Origin of the sequence: Rhodanobacter sp. C03 (assembly GCF_002001175.1) — a bacterium.
Lineage (GTDB): Bacteria > Pseudomonadota > Gammaproteobacteria > Xanthomonadales > Rhodanobacteraceae > Rhodanobacter.
Map to the genome: position 1 here is coordinate 101,339 of NZ_MUNT01000004.1, position 19,099 is coordinate 120,437.

The 19,099-nt window shown below is 64.3% G+C and carries 17 protein-coding genes; 9 read left to right on the forward strand and 8 right to left on the reverse strand.

The features are described from left to right. The first annotated feature begins 48 nt into the window (after positions 1-48). Both B0E48_RS06735 and B0E48_RS06740 read left to right on the forward strand, forming a co-directional pair. Complete coding sequence (locus tag B0E48_RS06735; RefSeq protein WP_077517228.1) at positions 49-834, forward strand: 3-hydroxybutyrate dehydrogenase; 786 nt, start codon at positions 49-51, stop codon at positions 832-834. Between the two features lie 5 nt (positions 835-839). Then, positions 840-2,018 carry a DUF3734 domain-containing protein gene (locus B0E48_RS06740; RefSeq protein WP_174566722.1) on the forward strand — a complete coding sequence of 393 codons (1,179 nt, stop codon included), beginning with the start codon at positions 840-842 and terminating at the stop codon, positions 2,016-2,018. A gap of 78 nt (positions 2,019-2,096) precedes the next feature. On the opposite strand, the gene B0E48_RS06745 is transcribed toward B0E48_RS06740, so the two are convergent. The 4 genes from B0E48_RS06745 to radC all read right to left on the reverse strand — a co-directional run bounded on the left by B0E48_RS06745 (position 2,097) and on the right by radC (position 6,526). Then, complete coding sequence (locus B0E48_RS06745) at positions 2,097-2,852, reverse strand: SDR family NAD(P)-dependent oxidoreductase (protein ID WP_077517230.1); 756 nt, start codon at positions 2,850-2,852, stop codon at positions 2,097-2,099. A 78-nt stretch (positions 2,853-2,930) separates the two neighbouring features. Continuing rightward, positions 2,931-3,656, reverse strand: a complete 726-nt coding sequence (locus B0E48_RS06750; protein ID WP_077517231.1) for an SPOR domain-containing protein — start codon at positions 3,654-3,656, stop codon at positions 2,931-2,933. Beyond that, positions 3,656-5,344, reverse strand: a complete 1,689-nt coding sequence (argS, locus tag B0E48_RS06755) for an arginine--tRNA ligase (RefSeq protein WP_077517232.1) — start codon at positions 5,342-5,344, stop codon at positions 3,656-3,658. The genes B0E48_RS06750 and argS overlap by 1 nt, the downstream gene beginning before the upstream one ends. A gap of 510 nt (positions 5,345-5,854) precedes the next feature. Next, positions 5,855-6,526 carry a DNA repair protein RadC gene (radC, locus tag B0E48_RS06760; protein WP_077517233.1) on the reverse strand — a complete coding sequence of 224 codons (672 nt, stop codon included), beginning with the start codon at positions 6,524-6,526 and terminating at the stop codon, positions 5,855-5,857. Between the two features lie 96 nt (positions 6,527-6,622). Here radC and coaBC point away from each other — a divergent pair, with 96 nt between their 5' ends. The 3 genes from coaBC (at position 6,623) to B0E48_RS18010 (ending at position 10,669) form a co-directional block, all read left to right on the forward strand. After that, the gene (gene coaBC, locus B0E48_RS06765) at positions 6,623-7,828 is read left to right on the forward strand and encodes a bifunctional phosphopantothenoylcysteine decarboxylase/phosphopantothenate--cysteine ligase CoaBC (protein ID WP_077517234.1); all 1,206 of its coding nucleotides are present in this window, start codon (positions 6,623-6,625) and stop codon (positions 7,826-7,828) included. After that, positions 7,825-8,283, forward strand: a complete 459-nt coding sequence (gene dut, locus B0E48_RS06770; protein WP_077517235.1) for a dUTP diphosphatase — start codon at positions 7,825-7,827, stop codon at positions 8,281-8,283. Before coaBC ends, dut begins: the two co-directional genes overlap by 4 nt. Before the next feature lie 64 nt (positions 8,284-8,347). Continuing rightward, the gene (locus B0E48_RS18010; protein WP_077517236.1) at positions 8,348-10,669 is read left to right on the forward strand and encodes a phosphomannomutase/phosphoglucomutase; all 2,322 of its coding nucleotides are present in this window, start codon (positions 8,348-8,350) and stop codon (positions 10,667-10,669) included. An 85-nt stretch (positions 10,670-10,754) separates the two neighbouring features. On the opposite strand, the gene B0E48_RS06780 is transcribed toward B0E48_RS18010, so the two are convergent. Next, positions 10,755-11,402 carry a DUF4124 domain-containing protein gene (locus B0E48_RS06780; protein WP_077517237.1) on the reverse strand — a complete coding sequence of 216 codons (648 nt, stop codon included), beginning with the start codon at positions 11,400-11,402 and terminating at the stop codon, positions 10,755-10,757. Positions 11,403-11,520: 118 nt separating this feature from the next. Further along, positions 11,521-12,168, reverse strand: coding sequence for an orotate phosphoribosyltransferase (pyrE, locus tag B0E48_RS06785; RefSeq protein ID WP_077517238.1), 648 nt, complete (start codon positions 12,166-12,168; stop codon positions 11,521-11,523). Between the two features lie 216 nt (positions 12,169-12,384). On the opposite strand from pyrE, the gene B0E48_RS06790 reads away from it, so the two are divergent. The 3 genes from B0E48_RS06790 to B0E48_RS06800 all read left to right on the forward strand — a co-directional run bounded on the left by B0E48_RS06790 (position 12,385) and on the right by B0E48_RS06800 (position 14,811). Beyond that, positions 12,385-13,155 (forward strand): exodeoxyribonuclease III, encoded by a 771-nt coding sequence (locus B0E48_RS06790; protein WP_077517239.1) that lies wholly within the window; start codon positions 12,385-12,387, stop codon positions 13,153-13,155. Next, entirely contained in the window at positions 13,145-14,398 is a 1,254-nt protein-coding gene (locus B0E48_RS06795; protein WP_077517240.1) for an MFS transporter, read from the forward strand. Before B0E48_RS06790 ends, B0E48_RS06795 begins: the two co-directional genes overlap by 11 nt. A 101-nt stretch (positions 14,399-14,499) precedes the next feature. Continuing rightward, positions 14,500-14,811 (forward strand): hypothetical protein, encoded by a 312-nt coding sequence (locus B0E48_RS06800; RefSeq protein ID WP_077517241.1) that lies wholly within the window; start codon positions 14,500-14,502, stop codon positions 14,809-14,811. On the opposite strand, the gene B0E48_RS06805 is transcribed toward B0E48_RS06800, so the two are convergent. Both B0E48_RS06805 and B0E48_RS06810 read right to left on the reverse strand, forming a co-directional pair. Continuing rightward, positions 14,757-15,911, reverse strand: a complete 1,155-nt coding sequence (locus B0E48_RS06805; RefSeq protein WP_077517242.1) for an anhydro-N-acetylmuramic acid kinase — start codon at positions 15,909-15,911, stop codon at positions 14,757-14,759. The genes B0E48_RS06800 and B0E48_RS06805 overlap by 55 nt on opposite strands. A 13-nt stretch (positions 15,912-15,924) precedes the next feature. Further along, positions 15,925-17,367, reverse strand: coding sequence for a peptidoglycan DD-metalloendopeptidase family protein (locus tag B0E48_RS06810; protein WP_077517243.1), 1,443 nt, complete (start codon positions 17,365-17,367; stop codon positions 15,925-15,927). Between the two features lie 183 nt (positions 17,368-17,550). On the opposite strand from B0E48_RS06810, the gene tyrS reads away from it, so the two are divergent. Further along, the gene (gene tyrS / locus B0E48_RS06815) at positions 17,551-18,762 is read left to right on the forward strand and encodes a tyrosine--tRNA ligase (protein WP_077517244.1); all 1,212 of its coding nucleotides are present in this window, start codon (positions 17,551-17,553) and stop codon (positions 18,760-18,762) included. Positions 18,763-19,099: the final 337 nt, after the last annotated feature.

The following is a 19,099-nucleotide window of genomic DNA, read 5'->3' on the forward strand; positions in this document are numbered from 1 at the left end:
GCGCGCTCCTACAAAAACCACCAGACATCACGGAAACAGGAGCAGCGCATGACAAGTCTCAATGGCAAGGTCGCCCTGATCACCGGCGCGGCCAGCGGTCTCGGCAAGGCGATCGCCGAGCTGTATGCGAAGAACGGTGCCAGCGTGGCGATCGCCGACATCAACCAACAGGCTGCCGATGCCACCGCGGCGGCGATCAATGCAACCGGCGGCAAGGCGATCGGCGTGGCGATGGATGTCAGCGACGAGGCATCGGTGAATGCGGGCACCGACAAGGTGGTCGCGGCGTTCGGTGCGCTCGACATCCTGATCTCGAATGCTGGCGTGCAGATCATCAACCCGATCGACCAGTTCGCGTTCGCCGACTGGAAGAAGATGCTGGCGATCCATCTCGACGGCGGCTTCCTCACCACCAAGGCCGCGCTGCAGCACATGTACAAGGGCGATCGCGGCGGCATCGTGATCTACATGGGCTCGGTGCATTCGCACGAGGCGTCCAGGCTTAAGTCCGCCTACGTCGCCGCCAAGCACGGCCTGCTCGGCCTCGCCCGCACGCTGGCCAAGGAAGGAGCTGCACACAACGTGCGCTCGCACGTGATCTGTCCCGGCTTCGTGCGCACGCCGCTGGTCGAGAAGCAGATCCCCGAGCAGGCGAAGGAGCTTGGCATCAGCGAAGCGGACGTGATCAAGAACGTGATGCTGAAGGACACCGTCGACGGCGTGTTCACCACCGTCGAGGACATCGCACAGACCGCCTTGTATCTGGCCACCTTCCCGTCCGCCGCGCTGACCGGTCAGTCGATCGTGGTCAGCCACGGCTGGTACATGCAGTAACTGCCGTGGCTGACGCCAAGCGTCCGAAATCGCCGGCCACGCTGACGGAAACCGTGGCACGCGATTACCACACCGTCGCCCTGGTGCTGCAGGGTGGCGGTGCGCTCGGTGCGTATCAGGCGGGCGTTTACCAGGCACTGGCCGAAGCTGACTTGCAGCCAACCTGGCTGGCCGGTATCTCGATCGGCGCATTGAATGCGGCGATCATCGCCGGCAACGCGCCGGAGCGGCGCGCCGAGCGGCTGCGCGAGTTCTGGGAAACGATCTGCCAGCAACCGTTGCTGCCCGGAGCACGCGCGTTCGATATGAGCGCGTGGCCGCTGCTGTGGCAGAACGGCATCAGCAGTCTCGCGGCATGGCGGGCGATGACCGAGGGACAGGCCGGTTTTTTCCAGCCGCGACTGGGGCCGCTGTTGCCATGGCATACCAGTCCGGCCAGCGCGAGCTGGTACGACACCGCGCCGCTGCGCGCCACGCTGGAGCGCCTGGTCGACTTCGACCGCATCAACGACGCGCGCACGATGCGCGTATCGGTAGGCGCGGTGAACGTGCGCAGCGGCGACTTCACGTACTTCGACAATACCCGCGACACGCTGCGGTCCGAACACTTCATGGCCTCTGCCGCCCTGCCGCCAGGTTTTCCGGCGGTGGAGATCGACGGCGAGTTCTACTGGGACGGCGGCGTGGTCTCCAACACGCCGCTGTACAAAGTGCTGAGCGAGCGTCCGAGTCGCGACACGCTGGTGTTCCAGGTCGACCTGTGGAACGCGCATGGCAGCCTGCCGCGCGATCTGGTGCAGGTGGCCGAACGCAGCAAGGAGATCCAGTACTCCAGCCGCACCCGCCTGATGACCGAATTCATGCGACGCACGCAGGAGCATCGACGCCTGCTGCACGACGTGATGGCGCTGGTACCGGAAGACCGGCGCAACGATCCGGCGTATCGCCGCGCGGTGGCGCGTTCCGCGGCGGCGTTGACCAACGTGATCCATCTGATCTACCGCGACAAGCCGTACGAGAGTCACTACAAAGACTACGAGTTCAGCGGCGCCAGCATGCATGGCCACTGGCAGAGCGGCTTGGAGGACATGCGCCACACGTTGGCGCATCCGCAGTGGCTGGCCGCTCCCGATCCCGAAGATCCGTTCGTGACGCATGACGTGCATCGCGGCGAAGCCCGCTGATTGCTCCGCGCTTGCTTCCCTCGGAAGCACGGGGTTGGGGGGAGAGCGTGTTTGTTGCCCACCCGTGGGCGTATTCGCTCAGCTGTCGCGTGCAACCTGCAGCCCGGCCGCTGACTGGCTGACCGGCATCACCTCGATGCGGTTGATGTTGAGGTGCGGCGGCTGGTTGGCGACCCACCAGATCGTGTCGGCGATGTCGCCGGCGGTGATCGGGTGGGCGCCAGCGTAGAGATTCTCTGATGCGGCCTGGTCGCCGCCCGTGCGCACCAGAGTGAACTCGGTTTCGGCCATGCCCGGTTCGATCGAACTCACCCGTACGCCGGTGCCGTGAAGGTCGCTGCGCAGGTTCTGCGAGAACTGGATGACGAAGGCCTTGGTACCGCCGTAGACGTTGCCGCCGCGGTAAGCGTAGCTGCCTGCGATCGAGCTGATGTTGACGATCGCGCCGCGGCGCTCGATCAACTGCGGCAGTAGCAGATGGGTCATCGTCACCAGCGCGGTGACGTTGGTGTCGATCATCTGTTTCCACTGCGCCAGATCCGCCTGCTGCGCCGGCGCGGTGCCCAGCGCCAGACCGGCGTTGTTGACCAGCAGGTCGATGCCGGCGAACTCAGGTGGTAGAGCTGCGTGCGCCGCACGCATCGCCGCCTCGTCGCGGACGTCGAACGCCGCCGCATGCACGCGGTCAGCGCCGTGGCGTTCAACTAGTTGCTGCAACCGATCGGCGCGCCGGCCGCTGGCGATCACTCGCCAGCCACCGGTCACGAAACGTTCCAAGGCGGCGGCGCCGAACCCGGAGGTGGCGCCGGTAATCCATGCGGTCTTGGTTGTCATGCGTGAAAGTCCCCAGCCAGGCGGGTCGTAACGTTGCGGTCAGACAGGGCCACTTGCGCGGCTGCGGTTCGCTGCGCGCTATTTGCCTTCTTTCAAGGCGATCGCATTGATTCCCGCCGACGCCAGCCGCTGCTTGGTCGATTCCAGTTCGGTCGCCGAATGGAACGGACCGAGGCGGACGCGGTGGTAGGTCTGGCCGTTGATGCTGACCGATTGCACGTTGGCGATGAAGCCCTGGAGGGCCATCTTCGCTTTCAGGGTTTCCGCATCGGCGGCATTCGGGAACGCACCGACCTGCAGCAGATAACCGCTGCCAGTCGTGCTGGGCGGCGGCAACGCGCTGGCGGGAGCAGCGACGATGTTCTGGCTGACCGCGACCGGTGCATTCGCCGGCGGCGGTGCCTGCTCGGTGGTGGCCTGCGGTTGTGCTGCGGCCTGCTGGGCCTGCTGCTGCGCGGCGAGCTGCTTCTGTTGCTGCTCGGCGCGTGCTTGCGCGCTGATCACGGCATCCGGGATCCGGACTTCCTTCTCCGACAGTACCGAATAGAAGTCGTATTGCGGTTTCTTCGGCGCGCTCTCGCTGGCGGCTGGCGCGAGGCCGGCATCACTGCCGTTCTCGGCCGTGGCCTGTGGATTCGCCTGCGGGCCCACTGGCTGGCGCAGGCTGGTCAGCAGGCTGCCACGCATCATCACGGCCATCAGGATGGCGCCGATCAGGATACCGATGACGGCGTAACCCCAGCCCGGAAAACCACCGCTGCTGTTGCGCACGGCCTGCCGGCCCTTGCCCTTGCGTGCTGCCATTACATGCTCTCCGGGGCGCCCAGGCCCAGCAAATTCAGACCATTCTTCAATACCTGCCGCGTCGCCACCACCAGGGCGAGCCGCGCGTTGCGCAGCGCGACGTCCTCGACCAGGAACTGGTGCGAGTTGTAATAGGTGTGGAACGCGTTGGCCAGCTCGCGCAGCCACGCGGCGACCAGGTGCGGCTCCAGGTTCGCGGCGGCGGCCTCGACCAGTTCCGGATACTTCGACAGTTCGGTCAGCAGGATCTGCTCATGCTCGTTGTCCAGCCGCGCGAGTTGCCCAAGGCCATCCTGCAGATCGAACGTGAAGCCCTTCTCGGGCGCCTGGCGCAGCACGCTGCACACGCGGGCATGCGCGTACTGGATGTAGTAGACCGGGTTGTCGTTGCTCTGCGAACGCGCCAGATCGATGTCGAAGATCAGCTGCGAGTCGGATTTGCGCGCGATCAGGAAGTAGCGCGTGGCATCGCGGCCGACTTCATCGATCAGGTCGCGCAGGGTGACGTAGCTGCCGGCGCGCTTGGAGAGCTTCACCTCCTCGCCACCTTTCATCACCGTCACCATCTGATACAGCATGTAGTCGGGGTAGCCCTTGGGGATACCGCAATCGAGCGCCTGCAGGCCAGCCTTCACCCGTGCCAGCGAGCCGTGGTGATCCGAGCCCAGCACGGTGATGGCCTTGCCGTAGCCGCGCTGCCATTTCGACAGGTGGTAGGCCACGTCCGGCACGAAATAGGTGTAAGTGCCGTCGGACTTGCGCATCACCCGATCCTTGTCGTCACCGTAGTCGGTGGTGCGCAGCCATAGCGCGCAGCCCTCTTCGTAGGTGTGGCCGTGGGCGACCAGCTCGCGCACGGTCTCCTCCACCTTGCCATGGCTGTACAGCGATGACTCCAGGAAATAGGTGTCGAAGCCGACGCCGAACGCCTGCAGGTCCAGATCCTGCTCGTGACGCAGGCTGGCCACGGCGAAGCGGCGGATCGCGTCGAGGTCGTCGACGTCACCACCGCCGGTGACCGTCTCGCCGTCGGCTACCACCGATTCGCGGTCGAGGTAGGCGCGCGCCACATCGGCGATGTAGTCGCCGCGGTAGCCGTTCTCCGGCCAGCTGCTGTCATCCGGCGTGATGCCGCGCGCGCGCGCCTGCACTGAGATCGCCAGATTCGCGATCTGCACGCCGGCATCGTTGTAGTAGAACTCGCGCTTCACGTTCCAGCCGGTCGCGTCCAGCAGCCGGCTCAGGCAGTCGCCGATCGCCGCGTTGCGGCCGTGGCCAACATGCAGCGGCCCGGTCGGGTTGGCCGAGACAAATTCCACGCCAACGGTCTTGCCCGCGCCGCTGTCACTGCGGCCGTAGGCGTCGCCTGCCGCCATGATCTGGCGCACTTCGGCGTGATACGCCGCGGCGGCCAGATAAAAATTGATGAAGCCGGGGCCGGCAATCTCGACCTTTTCCACCAGCGCATTCGCGGGCAACGCCGCCACCAGTTTCTCGGCCAGTTCGCGCGGTTTCGCGCGCGCCGGCTTGGCCAGCAGCATGGCGACGTTGCAGGCGAAATCACCGTGTTCGCGGCTGCGTGCGCGTTCGATCACGAAGCCCGGCAAGGCGAGATCGGCAGGCAGGGTGGCATCGGCTTGCAGGGTCTGGATCGCCTGCAGCACCAGTTCGCGCAACTGTTCTTTCACGGGTGAGGTCGGATTCGTAATGGAACCGCCAATCCTAACAGACCGTCATGCCGGCGAACCGCGCTGCATCGGTGTAAGCCCGCTCGCACATCAGAGATCGTCGGATCATCGCGGACTTTGATGCACTGCGGTGTGTCGCCCTGTGGATAAGTCTGTGGGGAAAGCTGCGGGTCAATGTCGGGAAACGATAGTGTTCCAGCAAACATCGAACAACAAAAGCTAATATTCCATATTTATCAATTAATTATGCTATATGTCTAGGGCGATAGGTGTGATTGCCTTGGCAAGTGCCGGTCTTGGCGGTTTGTGCATAAGTTTCGGCGACTTGGCGGCCATCGCCGAGGCGATGGCTCAGCGTCATCGGTCTGTCATGCGGCGCTGCGACACTGGCGATGCCCGACATGACTCCCCTCCATGACACGGCATCGGAGACGCCGCTCTCTCCCCTCCCCAAATCGGCCCCGCGGCGTGGTTCATCCACGCCGTTTTTTTATGTCGGCAGGTCTTGGATCAGAGCAGGCCGCGAGCCGCCATCGACACCGGCTCGCCGCTGCCGATCACCAGGTGATCGAGTACGCGTACACCGACCAGCTGCAACGCATCGCGCAGCTCATGGGTGATCGCGCGGTCGGCTGCGCTCGGCTCGGCGACGCCGGAAGGATGGTTGTGCGCAAAGATCACCGCGCAGGCGTTGTGCCTGAGGCAGGCTCGCACCACTTCGCGCGGATGCACGCTGGCGCCATCGACGGTGCCGCGGAACAGCTCCTCGAAGCCCAGCACGCGATGGCGGTTGTCCAGGTACAGACAACCGAATACCTCATACGGCAGATGTCGCAGTTGCGCGCGCAGGTAGTCGCCGCTGTCGCGCGGGTTGCCCAGGCTGGGTTTTTGCTGCAACTGCTCGGCCAGGCTGCGCCGGGCCAGTTCCAGTGCGGCGGTGATCCGCGCGCGCTTGGCCGGACCCAGTCCGCCGATGCGGATCGGTGGCTCGGGCTGACCGAGCAAGGCACCCAGACTGCCGGCGCTGGCAAGCAGTTCGCGACCCAGCGCGATCGCGTCCTTGCCGCGGCTGCCACTGCCGAGCAGCACGGCCAGCAACTCGGCGTCGGACAGCGCAGCGCTGCCGCGCGCCAGCAGTTTTTCACGGGGACGTTCGCCTTCGGGCCAGTCGCGGATGCTCATGCACTCAAGCTGCCGGACAGCGGCACTTCCAGGCAGCGGTAGCTGCGAATGAATCCGGTAAGCTACGGGTCTGCCCGATTGTCAGGCCTGTCTTACATGAGTCTTGCCCAACGCCGCATCCTGCTGGGAGTATCCGGCGGCATCGCCGCCTACAAGTGCTGCGAACTGGTTCGCCGCTTGCGCGATCTCGATGCCGAGGTGCGCGTGGTGATGACCGAGGGCGCCACCCATTTCGTCAGCCCGACCACGTTCCAGGCGCTGTCCGGCCAGAGCGTGCGCGTCTCGCTGTGGGATGAAGGCGCCGAGGCGGCGATGGGGCATATCGAACTGGCGCGCTGGGCCGAGCGCATCCTGATTGCACCGGCCAGCGCGGATCTGCTGGCACGACTGGCGCACGGGCTGGCCGATGACCTGCTGACCACGTTGTGTCTGGCCAGCGCCGCACCGCTGTACGTGGCGCCAGCGATGAACCAGCAGATGTGGGCGCACCCAGCGGTGCAGGCGAATATCGACACCTTGCGTCGACGCGGCGTGCAACTGCTCGGACCGGCTGCCGGTGAGCAGGCCTGCGGCGATGTCGGCAGTGGCCGCATGCTGGAGCCGCACGAACTGCGCGATGCGCTGGTGGCCTCGTTCGGTAGTCAGGTGCTGGCCGGGCTGAACGTGCTGGTCAGTGCCGGGCCGACCTACGAGGACATCGATCCGGTGCGTTTCATCGGCAACCGCAGTTCCGGCCGGATGGGTTTTGCGGTGGCTGAAGCCGCCGCCCAGGCCGGTGCCGTGGTGAGCCTGGTGGCTGGCCCGGTAAGCCTGGCCACTCCGGCCGGCGTGGCACGGCGCATCGATGTGCGCAGTGCCGTCCAGATGCATGCGGCGGTGCTGGCGGCCGCGGCGCAGGCGGACATCTACATTGGTGCAGCCGCCGTCGGCGATTACCGGCCGCAGGCAGTGTCAGTGCACAAGCTGAAAAAGCATGAGGGCGCCGCATTGGCTCTGCAGCTTGACGAAAATCCGGACATCCTGGCCAGCCTGTCGGCACAAACCGTGCATCCTTTCCTGGTCGGTTTTGCGGCCGAGACGCATGATGTGGCGAACTACGCGCAGGGCAAACTGCAACGCAAGGGACTGGACATGATTGCTGCCAACCAGGTCGGTGAGGGTCTCGGTTTCGAGGCGGCCGACAATGCCTTGAGCCTGTACTGGGCCGGCGGTACGGTCGAGCTGGCGCGGGCAGCCAAGCCGGAGCTGGCCCGGCAGCTGATCGCCCAAGTGGCCCAGCGCTACCGGGCATCCCGCACATGACGATCGATATCGAGTTGAAGATCCTCGATGCACGGTTGGGTGACAGCATTCCGCTGCCGCAGGCGGCCACCCTGGGCAGTGCCGGCATGGATCTGCGCGCCGCGCTGGAGACGCCGCTGACGCTGGCACCCGGTGAAAGCGCGCTGGTACCCAGCGGTATCGCGATCCATATCGGCGACCCGGGCTGGTGCGCGCTGATCGTGCCACGCTCCGGGCTGGGACATAAGCATGGCCTGGTGATGGGCAATCTGGTCGGGGTGATCGACGCTGACTACCAGGGCCCGTTGATGATTTCATGCTGGAATCGCGGTACACAGCCGTACACCATCGCGGTGGGCGATCGCATTGCTCAGTTGTTGCTGGTGCCAGTAGCGCAGGCGCGACTGAATATCGTGACGGACTTCGCGCCGAGCGAACGCGGCAGCGGCGGGTTCGGCTCGACCGGTATCCAATGACAGGCTGGAGCTGGCGCGTAGCGCGCCGGGCCGATCCACCGGGGCACAATCTGCGGGGCGGGACATGGCGATAAATATCGCGAGGGAACGGTTGCGACAATGGCAGTTCGACTGGCGCAACCTGCTGCCGCTGGTGGGCGGCACGCTGCTGCTGCTGCTGGGTTTGTTCTGTGCCTGGCAGACCTGGTTGATTGCCGGCGAAAGCGATGCGATTGCCCGTGTGCACGCGGCCCAGGATCAGGCCGTGCAGGCGCTGGCCGATGAGATCGCCATGCAGCGCGGCAAGATCGAGAAAGTGCTGGCGACCACGGACCCGGTCACCTTGATGAGTGATCCCGCACAGTCCGCGGCCGCCCTGCGCCAGCAACTGCCGCAGGTGAAGCGACTCGAGTTGTACAGCGGCGATCTGAACGAAGTACTGAAGGCCAATTACCATAATTTTGGTTACGCCAAGGCAGCCCAGTTGATGGCCGCGCAGAGCGCGGACGGCGTGCCGTTGGCGCAGAGTGTTTCCTACGGCGGCGGCGATCGCCGGCTGAGCCTGGTGATTCCGCTGGGGCCGCCGCAGCAGGCACAGGCCTGGGCCTGGATCGAGTTGCCGTTTGAACCGCTGCGGCAGCGCTTCGAGTCGATCTCGCCAGCCGGTGGTCGGCTGGATCTGCGTCAGGGTGACGAGCATGGTGGCCTGAATCTGCTTACGCATGGCTCCGGATCGACCCAGGCAGAAGCGACTGGCAAGCTGGTGCCCGGCAGCACATTCAACGTGGGCGTCGGCTTGCCGGGTGCCTTCATCGTGCTGCCGCACTCATGGTTGCTGAGCGGGCTGCTAGCCCTGCTGGGACTGGGTGGCGGCGGCTTTCTGTTGTGGCTGCGCGTGCATCTGGCTGCGCCAGAAGCATCTGAAGCGGTACCGGTCGTGGAAATCGAGGATGCTCCTGCCTCGGCCAAACCGGTGGCGCCCCCGGCGCCCGCTGCGCGGCCGGCTCCGCCGATCGCTCCCATGGTCAGTGTGGATCCGAGCATCTTCCGCGCGTACGACGTGCGTGGCGTGGTCGGCAAGACCCTGAACAATCAGGTCGCGCACGCGCTCGGTCAGTCGATCGGTGCCCTGATGAACGAGAAGGGTCTGCGCGAAATCGTGGTCGGTCGCGATGGCCGCCTGTCCGGGCCCGAGCTGGCCGGCGCCTTGGCCGATGGTCTGCGTGCGGCCGGTATCGATGTGATCGACGTCGGCGCCGCACCGACGCCGGTGGTGTATTACGCGGCCTACCGCTTCAACACCGGTTGCTGCGTGGCGGTCACCGGCAGCCACAATCCGCCGGATTACAACGGCTTCAAGATCGTGGTCGGTGGCGAGACGTTGTCCGAGGGCGCTATCCAGGACCTGTACCAGCGCATCGCCAGCGGCGCGCTGGAGAGTGGTGGCCAGGGCAGCCTGCGCCAGCTCGACGTGGCACCGGACTACGTCGAGAAGATCGTTTCCGACGTGCTCGCCGAGCGTCGCCTGAAGATCGTCGTCGACTGCGGCAACGGCATTCCCGGCGCGATCGCGCCGCAGGTGCTGGAAGGCGTCGGCTGCGAGGTAATCCCGCTGTACTGCGATGTCGATGGCACGTTCCCGAACCACCATCCTGATCCATCCGACCCGGCCAACCTGGAGGACCTGATCCTTTCGGTAAAGCAGACCGGCGCCGATCTGGGCCTGGCTTTTGACGGCGACGGCGATCGCCTCGGCGTGGTCACCCAGTCCGGCGAGATCATCTATCCGGACCGCTTGCTGATGCTGTTCGCGCGCGACGTGCTGTCGCGCCAGCCCGGCGCGACGATCATCTACGATGTGAAGTGCACCAATCACCTGAAAGGGCAGATCCTCGATGCCGGCGGCAGCCCGCTGATGTGGCGCACCGGTCATTCGCTGATCAAGGCCAAGATGCGCGAGACCGCGGCCGAGCTGGCCGGCGAGATGAGCGGCCACTTCTTCTTCAAGGAACGCTGGTATGGCTTCGACGACGGCATCTACGCCGCCGCACGATTGCTGGAAATACTTGCCGGCGACCTGCAGGGGCGTACGCCGGAGGAAATCTTTGCCACCTTGCCGAACAGTGTCTCCACGCCCGAACTGAAGATCGAGCTGGCCGAGGGCGAGCACTATCGCTTCATGGACAAGCTGCGTCAGCAGGCCAGCTTCGATGAAGCCACCCTGATCACCATCGACGGTGTGCGTGCGGACTGGCCGGATGGCTGGGGCCTGGTGCGCGCCTCCAACACCACGCCGGTGCTGGTGCTGCGTTTCGAGGCAGACAATCCGGTGGCGTTGAAGCGCATCCAGCAGATCTTCCGCAAGCAGCTGCTGGCGGTCGACTTCAAGCTGAAGCTGCCCTTCTAAAACGGAACAGGCCTCAGCTGATCGAGGCCTGTTCTGCATATCTTTTCGCGCAGCGGATGATGAGTGAACACCCGGGATGGTGGTCCTACTGCGCGGGCTGCGCCTGTGCCGCCTTGAGTTCGCGATAACGCTCCAACTGCTTGGTCTGCTGTTGCACCGTCTGGGCGCGCGTTGCCTGCTGGCGTTGCATCACGTTGCGTTGTCCGTTTACTACGTCGCGCTGCCTGGCAATGCTGTCGGTCAGGAATTTCGGGACCGGCTCCTTGGCACGCTCGAGATCCGCCGCGCGGGTGAGCAGGTCGGTCAATGCTTTTTCCTGGCTGTGCAGGTTGATCTGGGTGGTGTGGATCTGCTGGTCGACGGTATCCAGCTCCTGTTGCTGCGAGATCTTGTATGACGCCTCGTCCGGATACGCCGCCAGCATCTGCGCTTCGGCATTGGCGAGCTCCTGGGCAGCACGCTGCTTGGCGGCCTGTTCGGCGGCCAGCTTGTTCGCAGCGACGCGTTCTTCCGGGGTCATCTGGCGCGACACATGCTGGATGACCACGCCCTGGTCATTGACCAGGTCGTAGCCGTACTTCATGGCTTCGGCGCTGAGACTGTCGCTGAAATGCAGCAGTCCCTGACCATCGTGCCATTTGTAGCGGAAGCCGCCACCGGTATTTTTTTGAGCGTATACCGGCAGACTCGCGAGTAGCGCGGCAACGGCAACGGCAGACAGCAACTTGCGCATGAACTTTCCCCCTTGTCTTCCAGTATAGCCGTCAGCATCGCGTGGCGCGGCTTCACGCCAGCGGCAACGGTGTTTACTGTGATCAAGTTCGCTTGAGCTTAACCGGCTATGGGTGAACTCAACGCTGAATCCCATAGCGTTCGCGGTAGGCCAGCAAGCGCGTATGTTCGTCGGCCAGTTGCGGCTGCTCGCCAGCGTAGGCGAGCACATCGTCCAGCGCGGTGATCGCGATTACCGGGATGCCGTAATCGGCGGCCACTTCCTGTGCGGCGGAACATTCGCCTTGGCCGCGCTCCTGCCGGTCCAGCGCAATCAGCACCCCGGCCGGAGTGGCACCGTGTGCGCGGATCAAGGCCAACGATTCACGCACGGCGGTGCCGGCCGTCATCACGTCATCGACGATCAGTACGCGACCCGCGAGGGGTGCGCCGACCAGTACGCCGCCTTCACCGTGATCCTTCGCTTCCTTGCGATTGTATGCCCATGGCAGGTCACGCTGATGCTGGTCGGCCAGCGCAATCGCCGTGGCCGCGGCCAGCGCGATGCCCTTGTAGGCGGGGCCGAACAGCATGTCTATTTTAATTCCGGCGTTCACCACGGCGGCAGCGTAGGCACGTCCAAGCTGTGCCAGCGCGGCGCCGGAATCGATCCGTCCCATGTTGAAGAAGTACGGGCTTTGCCGACCGGATTTCAGGGTGAATTCGCCGAAGCGAAGCACCTCGCGCCGGAGGGTGAGTTCGATGAAGTCACGCTGGTAGTCGTGCACGGTCTTCTCGCAGAGGGGGGCAGGGCAAGGCACGCCGCAGATGCCGTGTGCCGAATTGGACCATGGTACAACTCGTCGCCATGGGTTCGATGCCGGGGCACCAGGTGCCCCGGCCTGCTCCAACACGAATGAGCAGTGATCCGTGCATGTGCGGTCCGACCACGATGGTCGTGCGCGGCGGTTGATATGATCGCCCATCAGCAATCGGGAGACGCCATGCGCATCATCAGCCTCAACGCCAACGGCATCCGCTCGGCCGCGACCAAGGGTGTATTCGACTGGCTGCGCAAGCAGAAGGCCGACGTGGTCTGCCTGCAGGAAACCAAGGCGCAGGAGGATCAACTCAGCGATCCGATGTTCCGCCCCGATGGCCACCATTGTTTCTATCGCGACGCCAGCAGCAAGAAGGGCTACAGCGGTGTGGCGATCTATGCGAAACATGAGCCTGACCAGGTGCTGACCGAGCTGGGCTGGGACGAGTTCGACAACGAAGGGCGCTATATCGAGACGCGCTTCGGCAACCTATCGGTAGTGTCGTTGTACTTCCCGTCCGGTTCTTCCGGCGATGAGCGCCAGCAGTTCAAGTTCAAGGCGATGGAGTGGATCACGCCGATCTTCGACCAGTGGCTGAAGAGCGGCCGCGATTACGTGATCTGCGGTGACTGGAACATCGTGCACACCAAGAACGACATCAAGAACTGGAGCTCGAACCAGAAGAATTCCGGCTGCCTGCCCGAGGAGCGTGCATGGCTGGACCTATTGTTCCAGCAGCGCGGCTGGGTCGACAGCTTCCGTGCGATCAAGCCCGACGCGATCGAATACACCTGGTGGTCGAACCGCGGCCAGGCGCGAGCGAACAATGTCGGATGGCGCATCGATTACCAGGTCTGCACACCGTCGTTGCGCGAACGCCTGAAAGCCTGCTCGATCTATCGCGACGAACGCTTCTCCGACCACGCGCCGTATACGGTTGACTATGCCGACTGAGCCGGCCCTCGTTACGCCGGGAAGGAACTGGCGCGTCCTCAGTATCGGTTTGCTCGGGTTTGCCTCGGGGCTGCCGTTGGCGTTGTCGCTGAGCACACTGCAAGCCTGGTTCACCACGTCCGGGATGAGCCTGAAGGCGATCGGCTGGGTCACCCTGATCAGCCAGGCTTACGTGTTCAAGTTCCTGTGGGCACCGCTGCTGGATCGCCTGCCATTGCCGTTTCTCGGTCGCCGCCGTGGCTGGATACTGTTAATGCAACTGCTCTGTGGTGCGGCGCTGATCAGCATGAGTTTCTACACGCCGCAAGGCGCGGCAACCACGATCGCGTTCCTTGGTGTGCTGCTGGCATTCGCCTCCGCCACCCAGGACATTGCCTACGACGCGCATCGCACCGATCTGCTGCCGCCAGCCGAACGCGGCTGGGGCACCGCATTCTCGCAGGGTGGTTACCGGCTTGGCATGCTGGTATCCGGTGCACTGGCACTGATTCTTGCAGACCGGCTGGGTTGGGCATGGGTATACCGGTTGATGGGTGCACTGATGCTGGGCTCGACGCTGGTCAACGTGCTGTCGCCGGACGCACCGGACGAGCGGCCCACACGGAGCTTTGCCGAGGCGGTGGTACGGCCGTTCGCGGATTTCTTCGAGCGCTACGGTGTGCTGGCGCTGGCGTGGCTGGCACTCATGGTGCTGTACAAGCTGAGCGATGCGTTTGCGCTGTCGTTGTCGACTACCTTCCTGTTGCGAGTGCCGCAATTCACGCTGACTCAGCTGGGTGCGATCAACAAGACCTTCGGGCTGATGGCCGGCCTGCTCGGTGCGCTGGCCGGTGGCTGGGTGGTGACGAGGATGCGGTTGTTTCCCGCGCTGCTGCTGCTGGGAGTGGCGCAGGCGCTGGTGAACCTTGGGTATATCTGGTTGGTGCACAGCGGCCCGGACATCTATGCGCTGGCCACCGTGGTGGGACTGGAGAACTTCTTCAGCGGATTGGGCAGTACCGCTTTCGTGGTGCTGGTCACGGCGCTGTGCAATATGCGTTTCTCGGCGACGCAGTACGCGCTGCTGTCGTCACTGTCGGCGGTGGGTCGGGTATTTCTTGGGCCGGTGGCGGCATGGCTGGTGCCGCAGGTGGGCTGGTCGACGTTTTTCGTGATCACCGTCTTGTCGGCGATCCCGGGACTGTTATTGGTGATCGTGTTGCGCCACGCAATTCACCGCGCCGAACTCGCCCAGCCACACTGAGTGAGACTGCCAACCAGGCCACGGAAGTCGCCAGCAGATGCGCCAGAATCCGGACGAGTATGATGAGACGGCGAGTCCCTGCGTGACAAGGAGTGGCGTCTATGCCGGACATGGTCTTGCAACACGTCGACAGCCTGCTGGTCGAGCGCATCAAGGCGCTGGCCAAGGAGCGGCAATGCACGATCAATGACGTATTGCTGGATGCCTTGCGCAACGGGTTGGGCGTGTCGGCCGCGCAGGGGTTGAGCGAGAGTCTGCGCGACCCGCAGGCACTGAGCGTGCTTGGCGGTCATTGGGATGCCGAGGAACGCGGGGTTTTCGAGGAAGCCCTGCGCGCGTTGGCGCGAACCCATCCAACTCAATTGGCGCCGGAAAGCACCCGCGGCAAGGACTCGGTGACGGGAGCGGAGTAAATCGCACCGAGTACCCGCGGGCCACGCGCGCCAGTCACCGCCGGCAGATTGCCGGGCAGGCCGAGCAGACGTTGGCGCGCCAGCCAGGCGAACGCGGTGGCTTCGAGAAAATCCGGATCGATGCCGTACTCCGCCGTGCTGCACAGACGGCGTGGTGCCAACAGTTCGCTCAGCCGCTGCATCAAGCGGCCGTTGTGCGTGCCGCCACCGCAAACCAGTACATCCTCGGCCGTTGCAGCGTGTTGTGCGATCGCCGCAGCGACGCTGCGTGCGGTCAGCTCCAGCAAGGTGGCCTGCACGTCCGCTGGACTCAGCGCTGCCAGCCGCACATGCGCGGCCAACCAACTCAGGTGGAAGTGCTCGCGTCCGGTGCTTTTCGGTGGCGGCAGTGCGAAATAGCTGTCGGCCAGCAAGGCGTCCAGCAACGCGCGGTCAACCTGGCCGCTGGCGGCAAACTGACCATCGCGGTCAAACGGTTCACCCCGATGACGCTGGCACCAGGCATCCAGCAGCCCGTTGGCCGGACCGGTATCGAAACCGAGTACGCCACCGGCGGCATCGAGCACGGTGATATTCGCAATGCCGCCGAGATTGAGTACCACCCGGGCATGTCCGGGTCGGGCCAGCAGCATGGCATGCAGTGCCGGCAACAGCGGCGCACCCTGCCCGCCGGCGGCGATGTCGGCGCGCCGGAAATCCGCCACTACGTCGATACCGCAGCGTTCCGCGATCACGCTGGGGTCGCCCAATTGCAGCGTGAACGGATGGTCTCCGGTGGGTCGATGGCGGACAGTCTGGCCATGCGAGCCGATCGCCCGCACGGCTCGTGCGGATGTGCCGCTGCCTTCGAGCAAGTACAGCGCGGCGTCGGCGAAGTGACGCCCGATTTCGACGTCCAGCCGTCCAAACGCATCCAGGTCCAGCGGGGCTTCGTCCTGTGCCAGCGCCAACATGCGTTCGCGCAGGGCGGCTGGCCACGGGTGCGTGTGCGAAGCCTGCAACTGCGGCACGCCATGGTCGAAGCTGACCAGCGCGGCATCGATGCTGTCCGCGCTGGTGCCGGAGATCAGGCCGAGATAAAGCGCCGAGGCGTCATCCACGCGCGTCGAATGCTCAGTTGTCGTTGTTGGCCGGAGCGTTCGCACGCGCCAGCTTGATGCGCGCGTCCAGCTCGGTCAGTCGGGCCAGCTGGGGCTGCACCACCTGTGTCCTGAACTTGGCCAGCTGGGCTCCGGGCAGCGGCTCGGGCTGCGGCAACGTCACCGTCTGCGGATTGCGCTGCACGCCATTGACGCGGAATTCGTAATGCAGGTGCGGCCCGGTGGCCAGACCGGTCATGCCGACGAAGCCGATCACCTGGCCCTGGCTCACGCGCTGGCCGACTTTCTCAGTCGCGAAACGTGACATATGGCCGTATGCGGTGCTGATCGTGCTGTTGTGCTGGATGATCACGAAATTGCCGTAGCCGTTCATCCAGCCCTTGAACTTGACCACGCCATCGCCAGCGGCATGGATCGGCGTACCGGTTGGTGCCGCGTAATCGACGCCCTTGTGAGCGCGCATCAGGCCGAGGATCGGATGCAGGCGCGCTGCGCTGAAAGTCGAGGAGATGCGGGTAAAGTCGACCGGGATGCGCAGGAACGATTTCTGGATCGGCCGCCCATCCTCGCTGAACCAGCCGTCGCTGCCATCGGCCTTCTTGAAGCGATAGGCGGTGTAGCGCTGGCCCTGGTTGATGAATTCGGCGGCGACGATGTTGCCTTCGCCGTAGCGCACACCATCGCGGTAGAGATCGTCATAGATCACGGTGAAACTGTCGCCGACGCGCAGATCCTGCACGAAGTCGACGTCGTACTTGAACAGGTCGGCGAGCTTGCCGACCATCGCCGCGTTCATGCCGGCCTGGTCGCCGGCGGCATACAGGCTGCTGCGGATCACCCCGTGCGCTACCTGCTCGCGCAGATCCATGTCGCGCTGCTGGATGGAGACGGTGGGATGCGCGCCGTCGAGCCGCACGGTGGCGCGGCTGGCTTGATCCTGGTCGAAACGCAGGCCCTTGAGGCTGCCGTCGCTGCCGAGCAGGAAGTCGAATTCCTCGCCCGGGCGGATGTTGTGCAGCGCGGATTTCGCACTGCCGGCCGCGTCGACGACCTTCTGCAGGTCGGTCATGCCGAGGCCGCGACCGGTGAAGATGTCCGACAAGGTCTGCCCCGGCTGCACCCGCACGACCTGCCAGTCGTCCACGGTGGGTGCCACGGCACTGATCGGCTCGGCCTTGGGCAGCGCCAGTGACAGCAGGGCATGGGCTTCCGGTGCCGGCGCCGGGCGCATCGCGCTGGCCCAGGCGGGCATGATGAAACCGGACAGCAGGGTGATCAGCAGGGCGGTGCCGGCGAGTACCCAGCGCTCACGATGCCAGTGAATCGGTTCGACTTCTGCGGAACGGTTGAATGACCAGTGTGCACAGCGTTCATAGAAGTGGGAGTGTCGACGCTGCGCCTTGCGACTGATCGCCTGCTTGCGCGCATGCCGCGCCCCCTTTTTTTCTTCAGTCATGCCGTGTGCGCCCCGCGGTACAAAGTAACAAACTGCGCGTACCATAACGGTCATGTGTAAATGGCGTCAACGCCTTTTCCATCAAGGGTTTGCGCGACATTCCTGGTTAACGCACAATTAACGCCGGCCGCACGGGCAGCATTCCCCCGACGGCTCCGTCCTGTCACCTTCAGAGAGAGATACATGAGCGAGCTTGAGCAGGCGCTGGCCACGATTGCGCGCGGCGCCGACGAAATCATCAAGCGGGAGGATCTGGCCGAGCGTCTGAAAAGCGGGCGCCCTTTGCGGATCAAGGCCGGTTTTGACCCGACCGCGCCGGATCTGCATCTCGGCCATACCGTGCTGCTGAACAAGATGCGTCAGTTTCAGGATCTGGGGCATAAGGTGATCTTCCTGATCGGCGACTTCACCGGCATGATCGGCGACCCCACCGGCAAGAATGTCACCCGCAAGCCGCTGACCCGCGAGGATGTGCTGGCCAATGCCGAGACCTACGCCGAACAGGTCTACAAGGTGCTGGATCGGGAGAAGACCGAGCTGCGCTTCAATTCCGAATGGTTCGGCCAGATGACGGCCGCCGACATGATCAAGCTGGCCGCCCAGCACACCGTGGCGCGGATGCTCGAGCGCGACGACTTCACCAAGCGCTATGCCGCGCAGCAGCCGATCGCGATCCACGAGTTCCTGTATCCGCTGGTGCAGGGCTACGACTCGGTCGCGTTGAAGGCGGATGTCGAGCTGGGTGGCACCGACCAGAAGTTCAACCTGCTGATGGGTCGCGCACTGCAGGAGCACCACGGCCAGCCGCCACAGATCGTGCTGACCATGCCGCTGCTGGAGGGACTGGATGGCGTCAACAAGATGTCCAAGTCGCTCGGCAATTACATCGGTATCAATGAGCCGGCGATCGACATTGTCACCAAGACCATGAAAATCGGCGACGAGCTGATGTGGCGCTGGTTCGAGCTGCTCAGTTTCGAGGTATCGCTAGACGAGCTGGCGCAGATGAAGAAGGACATCACCAGCGGCGTGCTCAACCCGCGCGATACCAAGCTGCGCCTCGCGCGGGAACTGACCACGCGCTTCCACGGCGCGGCGGCGGCCGAATTGGCGATCGCCGGCTGGCATGCGGTCGTGCGTGGCGAGGGCGATACCTCCTTGTTGCCACAGACGGACCTCGTCGTGCCTGTCGAGGGCTTGCGGCTTGGGGCGTTGCTGACCGCGGCAGGATTGACCGCGAGCAATTCCGAAGCCAGCCGCAAACTGAAGGAGCGGGCCGTGCGCATCGATGCCGAAGTCGTGGAGGACGCGCAACGTGTCTTCAACGCCGGCTTTGAGGGTGTGCTGCAGGTGGGCAAGCGCAACTTTGCTCGCGTGAAGCTCATACTGGCGTGATCCGAGGTGTCGTTTTACCCTGCATGGACGGGGTCGAAGGCCTGCTTGGAAAAGAAAATTGCATGCCAGCTCAGCCGTTTGCAGTACATCTGCAAAACCGACCTCAAGAAACGCTTGCTAAAAAATTCACAGATCGTATTATTCGCGGCCCGCAGTCGCCCAGACGTCGCAAGACGGACCGCCGGGACCTCGAAAAAAGCTTCAACGAGGGTGTTGACGGTCACTAAAAGCGATGTAGAATGGGCGGCTCACCTAGGACGAAACGTTCTGGGGCGTCACCGAGAAATCGGCGACAAGCGAATGATCTTTGACAGTGTGCGCAGGTGAATTGTGTGGA

Bases quoted from the DNA above. Each gene is read 5' to 3' on its own strand.
- coaBC (WP_077517234.1), top strand. From the start codon at position 6,623: ATGAGTCTTGCCCAACGCCGCATCCTGCTGGGAGTATCCGGCGGCATC.
- B0E48_RS06745 (WP_077517230.1), bottom strand. From the start codon at position 2,852: ATGACAACCAAGACCGCATGGATTACCGGCGCCACCTCCGGGTTCGGC.
- B0E48_RS06750 (WP_077517231.1), bottom strand. From the start codon at position 3,656: ATGGCAGCACGCAAGGGCAAGGGCCGGCAGGCCGTGCGCAACAGCAGC.
- radC (WP_077517233.1), bottom strand. From the start codon at position 6,526: ATGAGCATCCGCGACTGGCCCGAAGGCGAACGTCCCCGTGAAAAACTG.
- B0E48_RS18010 (WP_077517236.1), top strand. From the start codon at position 8,348: ATGGCGATAAATATCGCGAGGGAACGGTTGCGACAATGGCAGTTCGAC.
- dut (WP_077517235.1), top strand. From the start codon at position 7,825: ATGACGATCGATATCGAGTTGAAGATCCTCGATGCACGGTTGGGTGAC.
- B0E48_RS06800 (WP_077517241.1), top strand. From the start codon at position 14,500: ATGCCGGACATGGTCTTGCAACACGTCGACAGCCTGCTGGTCGAGCGC.
- tyrS (WP_077517244.1), top strand. From the start codon at position 17,551: ATGAGCGAGCTTGAGCAGGCGCTGGCCACGATTGCGCGCGGCGCCGAC.
- B0E48_RS06790 (WP_077517239.1), top strand. From the start codon at position 12,385: ATGCGCATCATCAGCCTCAACGCCAACGGCATCCGCTCGGCCGCGACC.
- B0E48_RS06795 (WP_077517240.1), top strand. From the start codon at position 13,145: ATGCCGACTGAGCCGGCCCTCGTTACGCCGGGAAGGAACTGGCGCGTC.
- B0E48_RS06810 (WP_077517243.1), bottom strand. From the start codon at position 17,367: ATGACTGAAGAAAAAAAGGGGGCGCGGCATGCGCGCAAGCAGGCGATC.
- B0E48_RS06780 (WP_077517237.1), bottom strand. From the start codon at position 11,402: ATGCGCAAGTTGCTGTCTGCCGTTGCCGTTGCCGCGCTACTCGCGAGT.
- B0E48_RS06735 (WP_077517228.1), top strand. From the start codon at position 49: ATGACAAGTCTCAATGGCAAGGTCGCCCTGATCACCGGCGCGGCCAGC.